At 44.8% G+C, this 13,021-nt stretch carries 12 protein-coding genes and 1 pseudogene; 10 read left to right on the top strand and 3 right to left on the bottom strand.

The features are described from left to right. Positions 1-93: 93 nt before the first annotated feature. On the bottom strand, positions 94-453 hold the full coding sequence (locus NL626_RS09505; protein ID WP_253657270.1) for a DUF6559 family protein: 360 nt from the start codon (positions 451-453) through the stop codon (positions 94-96). Positions 454-620: 167 nt separating this feature from the next. On the opposite strand from NL626_RS09505, the gene NL626_RS09510 reads away from it, so the two are divergent. Then, positions 621-875, top strand: coding sequence for a hypothetical protein (locus NL626_RS09510; RefSeq protein WP_005387084.1), 255 nt, complete (start codon positions 621-623; stop codon positions 873-875). A gap of 101 nt (positions 876-976) precedes the next feature. On the opposite strand, the gene NL626_RS09515 is transcribed toward NL626_RS09510, so the two are convergent. After that, positions 977-3,385 (bottom strand): glycoside hydrolase family 2 protein, encoded by a 2,409-nt coding sequence (locus NL626_RS09515; protein ID WP_253657271.1) that lies wholly within the window; start codon positions 3,383-3,385, stop codon positions 977-979. 303 nt (positions 3,386-3,688) lie between these two features. Here NL626_RS09515 and NL626_RS09520 point away from each other — a divergent pair, with 303 nt between their 5' ends. Continuing rightward, entirely contained in the window at positions 3,689-5,275 is a 1,587-nt protein-coding gene (locus NL626_RS09520; protein ID WP_005373846.1) for a BCCT family transporter, read from the top strand. 62 nt (positions 5,276-5,337) lie between these two features. Here the strand turns inward: NL626_RS09520 and NL626_RS09525 are convergent, their stop codons facing one another. Beyond that, positions 5,338-6,066 (bottom strand): UTRA domain-containing protein, encoded by a 729-nt coding sequence (locus NL626_RS09525; protein ID WP_005387087.1) that lies wholly within the window; start codon positions 6,064-6,066, stop codon positions 5,338-5,340. Between the two features lie 210 nt (positions 6,067-6,276). Between NL626_RS09525 and NL626_RS09530 the strand changes: the two genes are divergently transcribed. The 8 genes and pseudogenes from NL626_RS09530 to NL626_RS09565 form a co-directional block, all read left to right on the top strand. Beyond that, on the top strand, positions 6,277-7,344 hold the full coding sequence (locus NL626_RS09530) for an ABC transporter substrate-binding protein (RefSeq protein WP_253657272.1): 1,068 nt from the start codon (positions 6,277-6,279) through the stop codon (positions 7,342-7,344). A gap of 12 nt (positions 7,345-7,356) precedes the next feature. After that, entirely contained in the window at positions 7,357-8,181 is an 825-nt protein-coding gene (locus NL626_RS09535) for an alkaline phosphatase family protein (protein WP_005373854.1), read from the top strand. Beyond that, positions 8,178-9,068 carry an ABC transporter permease subunit gene (locus tag NL626_RS09540; RefSeq protein ID WP_238844273.1) on the top strand — a complete coding sequence of 297 codons (891 nt, stop codon included), beginning with the start codon at positions 8,178-8,180 and terminating at the stop codon, positions 9,066-9,068. Before NL626_RS09535 ends, NL626_RS09540 begins: the two co-directional genes overlap by 4 nt. Before the next feature lie 2 nt (positions 9,069-9,070). Further along, on the top strand, positions 9,071-9,859 hold the full coding sequence (locus tag NL626_RS09545; protein WP_005373859.1) for an ABC transporter permease: 789 nt from the start codon (positions 9,071-9,073) through the stop codon (positions 9,857-9,859). Then, positions 9,856-10,875, top strand: coding sequence for an ABC transporter ATP-binding protein (locus tag NL626_RS09550; RefSeq protein ID WP_005373862.1), 1,020 nt, complete (start codon positions 9,856-9,858; stop codon positions 10,873-10,875). The genes NL626_RS09545 and NL626_RS09550 overlap by 4 nt, the downstream gene beginning before the upstream one ends. A 2-nt stretch (positions 10,876-10,877) precedes the next feature. Beyond that, entirely contained in the window at positions 10,878-11,537 is a 660-nt protein-coding gene (locus tag NL626_RS09555) for an HAD family phosphatase (protein ID WP_158173377.1), read from the top strand. A gap of 192 nt (positions 11,538-11,729) precedes the next feature. Next, positions 11,730-12,386: a TetR/AcrR family transcriptional regulator gene (locus tag NL626_RS09560; protein WP_158173376.1), complete on the top strand. Its 657-nt coding sequence runs from the start codon at positions 11,730-11,732 to the stop codon at positions 12,384-12,386. Then, a pseudogene (locus NL626_RS09565) lies at positions 12,373-12,954 on the top strand (HlyD family secretion protein); the annotation flags it as partial. The gene NL626_RS09560 and the pseudogene NL626_RS09565, both read left to right, overlap by 14 nt. Positions 12,955-13,021 lie beyond the last annotated feature (67 nt).

A 13,021-nucleotide genomic window follows, 5' to 3' on the forward strand; every position in this document is an offset into this window, starting at 1 on the left:
CATAATTAGGTAATTGTTACCCAATTGAAAGAAAATTTAATTAATCTTTAACAGCAAAAATATTTATCGAATTTATAAAATTAACGCATGTTTTTAATAGCGACTGTGCATACCAAAATGATGAGACATTCCATCTTCCATTCGGCCACCTTTCCAGCCACCAGAGCCGAGTAAATGAAGCACATCTTGAGCGGTATAATCGGCACCAGAAAAGAAATCATGCGCCACGTCTGAGCGTATTGCTTGCAACTCTGGTTGATTTTCCAAATCAAGATCTTGCGGATCCGCATATAATGCCAACGCAATTTTTTGTTGGCACGCGCTTAACTCACTGGTGCTCGTCTTTACCTGACCAACCGAAAAATACTCACGACTGCCGTATCCCACCACCAATCTGGTACTCATTAGTTTAATCACTTTCTTAATGCGACGACGTTGTATAAATCTCAACATGTTTTGTTATTCCTGTATTAAGTTGGCTATGGTCGTATTCTTTTGTTCGAATTAAAACACTCTGTTTTATCCGCGAAATTTCTCTAGCGCTTTTCGCGATGATCGGTTGTATAATACGATCCTGAAATATTTTGTTACGTTACCTCGGTAACCCCTGAGACTGCAACATGAACAACAGCAGATGGGTCGGCTTTATAGGCGGCACGATTGTCTTACTTAGTACCTTTATCCTCTTCGGATCTTCCGTCCACGCTGCTTGGTACCGAATCCCTGCGGAAGCCATTCATGGTATCGCCTTCACTTTGGCTTTTGGTTTAGGGTTAAACAGCCTGCTGGCGTACGCGACGGCAGTGATTACTCTTGCTGCACTATTCTACATTGGCTTTGTCGTTAGCTATCGGGTCCATCAGAAACTTAAATAGTCTTCTGTCTCCACCTGAGCTTAATAACGGATACTTGATAACTAAAAAGGGAGCAAACGCTCCCTTTTTAGTTATCAGCATGTAGATGTTCTATGCCCGCTTTAATCATTAAGGTGGTATACCCTCAACGACTGCTGCATACCTGAAACATCATCACCTAAATACTCAACCGTCATTGGAACATTGACCAACAGAGTAAAACTGGAGTCACTGAACCTTCCATCAGCATCACTCTCCAAATGAACAAAAAACGCAGGCTTATCCGCAATCAATGTAATTCGCCTCCCTTCAATAGAGACATCTATATTGGCTTTCGCTATCGGCAAGGTTTTTAGCTCGTGAGTACTAAACCATGTGTTGCTTATTCTGTCTTCACCGATTTGCGCTTCAACATAGAAGAAGCCTGACGTAAGTTCATCCTTCTCGATCAATTCATCCAACTGCCACAAAATCGTATTGCTGTCTGCTATGACTGTTTGTTCTAAGCTCCAACATTGCTTTTCTTCCCCTTGCCAATCTACCCACTTAAGCAGTGCGTTGACGCTTGCGGGCTCTTTTGCATCATTGAGCAAATGTAGGCTCAACTCGCCTGTATGCTCGGAAAATACCAAATACTGTGGCGCAAAAAAGCGTTTTGCATGGTAGTGCAACTGCTTCCATCTACCACTGTATTCCAAACTAGACCAAGAACTGACAGGCCAATTGTCGTTGAGTTGCCAGTACAGCATGCCGCGACAAACTGGAGAAATGGCACGCCAATGATCGCATGCAGTTTTGATCGCGATTGCCTGCTGAACTTGACTTAAATACAGCATACTCTCAAATCCAGAGGGAAAACGAAAATAGCGCGTGAACATCTCTGTGATAATACTATTACCTCGAGGGTTCTTCTGATGTTGTTCGAAAGTTGGGGATGTAATATTCCAGTCTTGCTCAGGGACAAACCGCTTAACTTCAGCAAAAGATGGCCAAGATTGAAAACCAAACTCAGAGCAAAAACGAGGATTCACGTCAAGGTAGGCACTGAATGATTTTCCTGAATGCCAAACGTCCCAAAAGTGCATATCGCCTTTACTATCATCATGCCACGCATCACCGAAATCCAGTTCACCATTACATGGGGAACTTGGCCAGAAACGGCGAGTGCTATCTTGCTCGGTAATCTCCTTCTCAATCATGCGGTTGAGGCGATCGTAGTTAACCGTGTATTTGACTTTACTGCGCTTAGATTCGTCATACCAACCAATAGCTCCAATCACTTCATTGTCACCACACCAAAGTGCGATTGATGGGTGCTTCTTAAGCCTCGGGATTTGGAATCTAAGTTCTTCTTCTACGTCTTTTAAAAACTCGTCGTTTGATGGGTACAACGAGCAGGCGAACATCATGTCTTGCCACACCAACAAGCCAAGTTCATCACAAAGGTTATAAAAGGTTTCACTCTCGTACTGACCACCGCCCCATACGCGAATCATGTTCATGTTGGCGTCAACCGCACTTTGCAAAAGGTTGCGATAACGTGTTTCGCACTCTCGCCCCGGCATTGCGTCAATAGGGATCCAGTTGGCACCTTTAGCATTAATCGGTACGCCATTGACGATAAATTCCATTGCAGAGCCGTGCTCATCAGCTTGGTTATTTAGGGTTAACTGACGCAAACCAATGTTGTGCGTTAACTTTTGCTCTCTGCAAGAAATGGTAATGGGATAGAGATACGCTTCGCCATAACCCGATGGCCACCAGCGTTGAGGCTCCAAAATGTGGAACTGGCAATGATAGTGACCACTTCCTTTTGTTTGAATACATTGACGCTCACCATTAAATTCAACCATCATTTCATGGCGTTGACTGTCCGTTTCCACTTCAACTACTACATCAAGAAACACACTCCCATCGGCTTGCCATTGCTGCTCTGTCGAGAAGCCTTTGAGCCAAAGCTCATTCACAATGTCGATTTGAATGGGGTCGTAAATACCCGATACCATCAAGCAAATGCCCCAGTCCCATCCGGAATGGCATTGTGTTTTGCGGATCAAGTTCATGTGTGGAATTTGGTTGTTGCCCATTGCCGATGGAATAGGAAATGGCAGTTTTTTTGCTCTTGCGATACCTTCTAAATCCGCCCGAGCAAACTCAATCCGAATCGTGTTAGTACCTTGCTTTAAATGCGGTTTAATATCCACACGTTGCTGGGTAAACATGTTGCTGCACGTTAGTGCTAGCTCACCATTAACATAGAAGGTTGCCAATGTATCGACACGAGTTAGCGTCATCCAAATTTGCTTGGCAGACAACGTAAACGCGTCGACGTCAAACTCACGTGAGATATGCCACTCACACTCTTCAATCCATCGAACTTTGTTTTCATTATCGGCAAAATAAGGATCTGGAATCTGCTCTGCTTGTAAAAGCGCCGACACATTATCGCCCGGAATAAACATTGGAATTTCAAGATCGGGACGCTGTTGCGAGGTAAGCATCCACTGCCCGTTAAGTTCGAAGTGAGCCATTGAGTTAAACCTTAGCTTGGGAAAAACATGTTTTCTCAATGTAATCCTGATAATCCCATGCAAAAACAAGGGAAATGTTAATTACATACGAAATGCGGTGCATTTCACGTAAAAACTCTTTCTTTTGATCTCTACCCAAAAATCAGCAACTTGGCTAACCTGTTAAAAATTAATCGAAATCTAAGGTTATATTTGCAACTTCGACATGTTAACATCATCGGCTTTTTGAACATCCTCACACTTTTCGTTGAAACGATGTGAGGGGAAATGCACGGCTTCATAGCCCTAAAAAGCGAAGTAATTATGTCAAATATGACGAATGCCGCCTCCCACACAGCGCCTATTCAGGATGCTGACTATTCTGCTATTCATCCCCCATCTTTACTCAAGCGCCTCGAACTCACCAATCCTGTCTTTTGGTTAAGTGGTAGCTTCCTCACTCTATTCGTTTTACTTGCTCTAACGAATACCGACTCTCTAACCGCAATGGTTAACACCGGCTTCGGCTTTGCTACTAAATATTTCGGAGCTTACTGGCAAGTACTGCTTCTTCTGAATTTCCTAATTGGTTTGGCTCTTGCGTTTGGTCGCACTGGTTATGTGCGCCTAGGTGGTCTAGCGAAACCTGATATTGATAACTTTAAGTGGTTGTCAATCGTACTCTGTACTCTACTTGCAGGTGGTGGTGTATTCTGGGCTGCTGCTGAGCCTATCGCCCACTTTGTGACTGCTCCGCCTCTATACGGGGAAGCTTCACCGAAAACTGCCGCAATCAATGCCCTATCTCAGTCTTTTATGCACTGGGGCTTCTTAGCTTGGGCGATCCTTGGTGGTCTATCTTCCATTGTCTTAATGCACTTGCATTACGATAAAGGCCTGCCTCTTAAGCCGCGTACTCTGCTTTACCCTGTTTTTGGTGATAAAGCCATTAAAGGCTGGATTGGTGATGTTGCTGACGCATGTAGCATCATTGCAGTAGCAGCAGGAACCATCGGTCCTATCGGCTTCTTAGGTTTACAAATTAGCTACGCGCTAAACTCATTGTTTGGCCTGCCAGATACGTTCGTAACGCAAAGTATGGTTATTATGGCGGCGATCCTGATGTATACCCTTTCCGCACTGAGCGGTTTGAGCAAGGGTATTCAAATCGTCAGTCGTTACAACATCATTTTGTCTGTACTATTAATTGGTTACATCCTGTTCTTCGGGCCGACAAGCTTTATCGTTGATGGTTACGTGCAAGGCGTTGGTCGTATGGTGGATAACTTCTTCCCTATGGCACTTTACCGTGGTGATACAGGCTGGCTAAGCTGGTGGACAGTATTCTTCTGGGGTTGGTTTATCGGTTATGGCCCAATGATGGCGATCTTTATTGCTCGTATCTCTCGTGGTCGTACAATTCGCCAATTAATCATGTCTATTAGCATCGCGGCACCGCTGATTACTTGCTTCTGGTTTAGTATCGTTGGTGGCAGTGGCCTTGCGTTTGAACTTGATAACCCTGGTTTGATTTCATCTGCGTTTGAAGGCTTTAACTTGCCTGCAGCACTGCTAGCGATTACTGGTGAATTACCTTACCCAATGATCATTTCGGTTCTGTTCCTGATCTTAACGACAACATTTATCGTGACGACGGGTGACTCGATGACTTACACAATCAGTGTAGTGATGACGGGCTCAACAGAACCAAACGCAGTGATTCGCTCGTTCTGGGGGCTGATTATGGGTATTGTCGCTATTGCGCTTATCTCAATGGGCTCTGGTGGTATTTCTGCATTGCAGTCTTTCATTGTAATTACTGCCGTGCCTGTGTCTTTCATTTTGCTGCCAAGCATTTGGAAAGCACCCGGCATTGCAAGCAGAATGGCGAAAGAGCAAGGCCTCGTTTAAACCGCCTCTCTAACCAATATGCGAAAAAGAGCCCTTCATTGGGCTCTTTTTAATTCTGCGCTTTATCCTACGCTATCAATGCGAATCATCACGGCGTCTGGACGCCAATACTCGAATTCGCAGTCCATTAAATGCCCATCTTGTTTGTAGTTTACCCGCCGAATTTTCAGAACGGGTTGTCCTTCAGCTAGGTTCAACGCCTTAGCGACATGAGCAGGAGCTGACGTTGGAATCACATCAAAACGAGAGCGCTTTGTCTCGTAACCATACTTCTCACGATAAATGCCCGTCAGGGACATGGTGAGGTTCTCAGACAATATCCCCTCAAACAGTGCCGCTTTGAGCACGTTCTCAACAAACAATACCGCTCGCCCATCAATAAAACGTAACCGTTCAATTACATAAATTGGGGTAATTCGCTCAACCTCTAACGATTTTGCGTATTCACCTGCAGCCATTTCACTTCGTACGTTGAGTAACTTGGTTTCTGCAATACGATGCTGCTCTCGAATCATCTGATGGAAGTGAGAACGAGACAACGGGTTGTAACAGATACGCTCAGGAGATACATACCAACCCCGGCGCTCTTCTCGATAAATAAGACCTTCCGTTTCCAAAGACACCAACGCATCTTTGATAGTGATTCGAGTCGTAGAAAACAGCTCACTGAGCTCTCTCTCTGACGGCAGTTTTTGTCCTTCCGACATGATGCCGGAAAGAATCTGCTGTTTTAAGCTGCTTCTAATTTTTCCTAATTGGGTACCAAATTGTCCGGTGCCTGTCGCTCTCATTCTGATCTAGTCCAAGGATAATTTGACGAATAACATAAGGCGTTTACGTAACAAAAATATGACATTAATCAACAGAACACATACTGAACGTATGAAATATAAGTGCCATATAAAATCAGCAGAACTGTCAAATTACTTGCGCTAAATCGTCACATTCCATCCATAGCATACAAAGCGAACTTACTGACCTAGTCCAGAAGGATGGAGACAATGAAAACTTTGCTAAGTCGTTCAATTACCGCACCAGCGGCAATCATTGCGGTAACGCTCGCTACGCCAACAGTAGCGAAAGAAGCCGATATTGAATCTTTGGTAGCAGCAGCACAAAAAGAAGGGGCGGTTTACAGTGTGGGTATGCCTGACAGTTGGGCAAACTGGAAAGACACTTGGGCTGATTTAAAGTCAAATTACAACCTTAAGCACCAAGACACGGATATGAGCTCAGCTCAAGAAATCGCAAAATTCGAAGCTGAGAAGAAAAACGCGACCGCAGACATTGGTGACGTAGGCTTTGCCTTCGCACGTGTAGCGGTTAAAAAAGGCGTCACTCAGCCATATAAACCAACAACTTGGAATGACATCCCAGATTGGGCAAAAGACGAAGATGGTCATTGGGCACTTGCTTACACTGGCACTATTTCTTTTATCTCCAACAATAACCTCGTAAAAGACGCGCCAAAAACGTGGGATGACCTATTAAACGGCGACTACAAAGTGACCGTAGGTGACGTAGGCGTAGCAGCACAGGCAAACAACGCGGTTCTCGCCGCAGCGTTCGCCAACGGTGGGGACGAATCCAACCTCAAGCCTGCGCTAAAATTCTTTTCTGAACTCGCGAAGCAAGGTCGTCTTTCATTTACCGATCCGAACATCGCCAACCTAGAAAAAGGCGAAGTTGAAGTGGCGATCATGTGGGACTTCAATGCATTGAACTACCGCGACAAAATTGACCGCGACCGCTTTACAGTGAGCATTCCTCAAGATGGCTCTGTGATTTCTGGTTATACAACCATAATCAATAAATACGCGAAGAACCCTAATGCAGCAAAGCTTGCTCGTGAATACATCTTCAGCGATCAAGGGCAAATCAACTTAGCAGAAGGTTATGCGCGTCCAATCCGCACCAACATCACACTGCCTCAAGCAGTGCAAGACAAGCTAATTGCTAATGACCAATACAGCAATGTTCACCCAGTGACTGACTTCTCAGCTTGGGAAAAGTCCGCACGTAAGCTGCCACGTCAATGGCAAGAAAGTGTCTTAATCCACCAGCAATAAGAGTAAGTCGTTATGAGCAATAAGGTCATCCTTGTTGTTCTAGATGGACTGAACTATCAGGTAGCCCGTGATTGCATGGGCTACCTCAATGGTCTTCTAGAACAAAGTCGTTCCCAACAAGAAACTCGCGCAACGCTTTATCCTGTGCAGTGTGAGCTGCCCTCTATGTCTCGCCCACTTTATGAGTGCATTTTAACGGGCGTTCGCCCTGTAGAAAGCGGCATCGTAAACAACAATATCGTTCGTCTATCCAAACACGATTCCATTTTCAGTTTGGCAAAAGCCCAAGGAAAAGTGACCGCTGCGGCTGCCTACCACTGGGTAAGTGAGCTTTATAATCGCGCGCCATTTGAACCTGTTCGCGATCGTTTCACGCATGATGAAACCCTGAATATCCAGCACGGCTGCTTTTACCATTGGGATCATTATCCTGATGAAGCCTTGTTCCTGGACGCAGAGTATTTACGCCGCAACTATCAACCTGATTTCTTACTGATCCATCCGATGAATATCGACGATACAGGACATAAGTTTGGCCTAGACTCTCGCCAATACCGCAATTGTGCGCGAGGTGCAGACATTATTCTTTCCAACTACATCGATCAATGGCTTGCTGATGGGTATCAAATCATTGTGACCAGCGATCATGGCATGAACAACGATCTTTCTCACGGTGGGATTTTACCTGAAGAGCGAGAAGTTCCCCTGTTTGTCATTGGTGATAAGTTTACCCATCAAGATTGTCATATTAAGCAAACTGATATTTGTGGCACCGTTTGTCAATTGCTAAACCTTGACCACACGAAGCCATACACTCAGGAATTGTTAGCACTATGAGCAGTTCAGTCCTCTCCCCAAGCTCTAGCGAATCACGTTCAAATTTGGCAAGTACTTGGTTAAAGCGCTTTAAGCCAGCCGTTTGGTTGGCGCCTTTCGCACTGTTTTTCTACCTATTTCAACTCGCACCGATGATTTGGGTACTGTTAAACAGCTTTATCTACGATGGCGAGTTTGCCTTCGATAACTACATTGAAGTGCTCGACTCCGCCTTTATGATGCAGGCGTTTGGCAACAGTTTGTGGTTAGCTGTATGGTCGAGCATTTTTGGCTTAGCCATTGCGACTCTGTTGGTCTCTTCTCTACGCAGAGTCGATTCTAAAGTCCGCGACGGTGTGATTGCGTTTACGAACATGAGCAGCAACTTTGCAGGCGTACCTCTGTCATTCGCTTTTATCATTATTTTGGGCACCAATGGGGCGATTACCCTTTTGCTCAAGCAGTATGGCTTACTCGGTGATTTCGACCTTTATGGTAAATGGGGTCTGCTGGCCATTTACATCTACTTCCAAATCCCGCTGGCGGTGTTGTTGCTCTACCCTGCGTTCGACGCGTTGAGTGATGATTGGCAAGCAGCTGCTGCGCTACTGGGAGCCAAAACATCACAGTATTGGGCGAAAATCGCTCTGCCAGTGCTCTCACCAGCCTTATTCGGTACCTTTATTATCTTAATAGCCAACGCAATTGGCGCTTATGCGAGTGTTTATGCGCTGACCTCCGGTAACTATAACGTCATCACAATTCGAATTGCGAGTCTGGTATCGGGAGACCTGTTCCTTGAACCTAATCTCGCCGCTTCAATTTCGGTGATTCTAATGGCGTTACTTGCCTTTATCACAGTGATTAACCAATGGCTCATTTCGAAAAGCTATGCAGGTAGGAAGTAGTCATGAACAACGTTAATACTCGATTCCATAAAACGGTGGTTTATTCCATTGTTGGGATCATGCTCATCCCGATTTTAGCGACCTTTGTCTATTCGCTTTCATCACGCTGGGGCGCCACGGTGCTTCCAGATGGTTTCACTTTTGATTGGTACGTTAAATTGCTGACCGACCCACGCTTTTTGCAAGCGTTTGGGCGTTCGCTGTTTATTTGTATTGCTTCGCTAACCCTCAGTGTGATTCTAGTTCTGCCAGCGATATTCGTGGTGTTTTACTACTTTCCAAGGCTCGATAAGCTCATGAACGTATTGATTTTGCTACCATTCGCTGTACCACCAGTGGTGTCCTCCGTCGGCTTGCTTCAACTTTATGCTGACAGTGAAATCTCCCTTATCGGTACTCCTTGGATTCTAGTAGGTACTTACTTCACCATAGCGTTACCGTTCATGTATCGTGCGATTTCTAATAGCTTCGAAGCAATTAACCTTAACGATTTAATGGACGCTGCACACTTGCTAGGAGCAAGCACAACCAAAGCGTTTTTGATGGTCATTTTACCTAACCTCAAAAAAGGACTGATGGCATCGCTTTTCCTTTCATTTTCATTTCTATTGGGAGAGTTTGTGTTCGCCAATATTTTAGTCGGCACACGTTATGAAACCCTGCAAATCTACTTGTATAACATGCGTCAGACGAGCGGCCACTTTACGTCTGCCTTAGTGATGACCTACTTCCTATTTATTTTTTTACTGACTTGGTTGGCAAGTCGTTTCAGCCGAGGAGTCAAACAATGAGCTACGTAACAGCGAAAAATCTGACTAAACGTTTTGGTGATAACACCGTATTTGAGGACATTCACTTTAACATCGAGCAAGGTGAATTCATTACGCTTTTGGGCCCTAGCGGTTGTGGTAAATCGACACTACTTCGCAGCCTTGCTGGGCTTAACCCTGTCGATGGAGGCGAGATTTGGGTAAACGGAGAAGATATCACGCATCAAGTCCCGCAAGAGCGTGGTATTGGGATGGTCTTTCAATCGTATGCGCTGTTTCCCAATATGACCGTCGAAGGCAACATTGCATTTGGCTTAAAAATGAAAAAGCTTGCGAATGATGATATTCGACGTGAAGTGGCTAAAGTCATCAAACTGGTGGATCTGGCAGGTAAAGAAAAACACTATCCGCATCAACTTTCTGGCGGTCAGCGCCAGCGTGTCGCACTCGCTCGAGCGTTGGTGGTGAAACCTCGCATATTATTGCTTGATGAACCACTTTCTGCGCTTGATGCCAAAATCCGCAAACACCTTCGTCAGCAAATCCGAGACATTCAGAAAGAGATGAATCTCACCACTATCTTCGTAACTCATGACCAAGAAGAGGCGATGATTATGTCTGATCGTATCTTCCTAATGAGTAAAGGGGAAATTGTTCAAGCAGGAACACCTGAAGAAATTTATACTCATCCTGCTAACGAGTTTGTGGCCGGTTTCATGGGGCACTACAACCTTGTAGAGGCCAATAAAGCCAAGCAACTCTTCAACATTGATACCGAATGGAAAGTAGCGATTCGCCCAGAGTCTATATATGTAAAAGAGCAAGGTCGTCAATATGATAGCCACATCTCAGCGCCACAAGTAGGTACGATCACCAACCACCAGCTTCTAGGTAATGTTATTCGCTATCAAGTGAACGTTGAAGAGTGTGAGCTCACTGTTGACTTGCTTAACCGCTCTTCAGAACGCTTACTAGCGAATGGCAGCCAACTAGAGCTACTCTTTAACCTAAACGAAATTCAACCAGTGAGAGCCTAAACATGTCCAAACCTTTGTATGTTTTTGATATGGATGAAACCCTAATAAACGCTGACTGCGCAATGATTTGGAACGAGTTTATGGTTGAGAGAGGCATCGCGACTGATCCTTTATTTATTATGGAAGATCAGCGTCTAATGGCCTTGTACTCTGAAGGCAAAATGGACATGGAAGATTACCTAGCGTTCTCCATGAAGCCACTAGAAAACATGCCGATTGAAGAAGTAAACGCCTTGGTTGAAGAATGTGTTGAAAGCCATATTTTGCCTAAACAGTTCCCTCAAGCCAAAACCCTGATTGAGCAACTGTCTCGTGATGATATAGATATGGTTATCATCTCTGCCAGCGTCACTTTTTTGGTGGAAGCCGTTGGTCGCCGTCTTAATATTCCAACCGCACTCGGAATTGATTTAATCGAGGAAAACAACCGTTATACTGCTGAAATCGACGGTATCCCGAGTTATCGTGAAGGCAAAGTCACGCGATTAAAACAGTGGCTAGAAAATCAGCCTGAGCCTTATTCCGAAATCCATTTCTATACCGATTCAATCAACGATTTACCGCTTTGTGAATACGCGAACTACGCTTATCTGGTAAATCCATGCCCACAACTAAAAGAACACGCCAACAGACCGAATTGGAGTGTGTTAAGTTGGGGGTGATCTAGCCTCAAAAGACCGTTTTTCCTAAGTAAATACTTTTCTATTTGTTCAAAGAGCAGTTCTTTCTGCTCTTTTTTACTTCTCTTCATCACAAATTAATCACTTGATTAAATACTGATTAATTTTTCACATGTCGCATGAGAAATCAGCGTCTTATAATTAATCAAATGTTTAATATTTTGAGAGAAGATTGTGACGGAAGCGCATCGAAGGGCGGGAAGACCCACAGATAATATCGACGCACGGGAAAAACTGATTTTCCACGCGCGCGAACTCTTCACCATTATGGCTTATGACAAGGTCTCTACTCGCCTAGTCGCGCAGAAAGCAGGCGTGAACGTGGCGATGATTCGTTACTACTTTGGCAACAAAGAAGGCTTGTTCGAGACCATGTTGCGCGAAACACTGTCACCGATGCAAAAGCAGATGCAGACGTTGGTATCCAACAGTAACGAGCAAAACTTTCTCGATCTAATGCGCACCTACTACCGCGAAATGATCAAGGTACCACAGTTCCCACGCTTAGTTGCCCAAGTTATGAATATGCCCCCATCGGAAACCCAACGCAAACTGCTCGAAAAAGTCTTCGCAGATATCAGTAAGCCAATGCAAGGCGTGATCTTTGATAAGTTGATCGACAGTGGCGTTTTACGAAAAGACGCCGACCCTCAACTTTGTCGCGTCTCTTACATCAGCTTGATGGTATTTCCTTTTATGGCACCACCAGCACTGCTCGCCATTCATGGCATTGAACTTTCTGAAGCCTTCTTGAACCGATTATTCGAACACAACATACAACTGATGAAACATGGATTTTTAGACTCGGGCGAACAATATGAAGATAAATAAAAAGCTGCTGTTCTTTCCTGCTCTTGCGGTGGGGGTCGTCATTCTGTTTTTGGCGATTAGCCTCAAACCAGATTTGCCCGTAAAACCCGCAGGAGATCGTGCACGGTTGGTCGAGACGATTCCACTTGAGCTCAAAGCCATTGCTCCAGTAGCCATAGGGTTTGGCAAGATCGCCCCAAAAGTGGAATGGAAAGCGATAGCCGAAGTGACGGGGAAAGTGGTCTACCGCCATCCGCAGCTGGAAAAAGGACAAGTGTTGCAAGCAGGGACAGAAATCTTGCGAATCGACCCACTCGATTACGAGTTGAAACTGGTTCAAGCTCAAGCCGATCTCAAATCTGCCCAAACCTCTCTGGCTAAGCTGAACCAAGAAGAAGCGAATCTCAAAAGCACCCTCAAGATAGAAGCCAACCGCCTGGTTATCGCCAACAAAGAGTTAGACCGTAAACAAAACCTACGTAAAAAAGGCCTAACGTCTCAATCGGATGTAGATCAGCAAGAGCAAAGCGCACTCTCTCAACGTAAGTTAGTACTGGATATTGAAAATCAAATTGGTTTGATGCCGGATGCTATTCGGTTGGAATTAGCCTTCAACTTTTACAAATAGTAGCAAATTTCTGCTCTTGGGTTTTATA

The organism is Vibrio sp. Y58_MX_L22, from assembly GCF_024181865.1.
In the GTDB taxonomy this organism is placed as follows: Bacteria; Pseudomonadota; Gammaproteobacteria; order Enterobacterales; family Vibrionaceae; genus Vibrio; species Vibrio alginolyticus.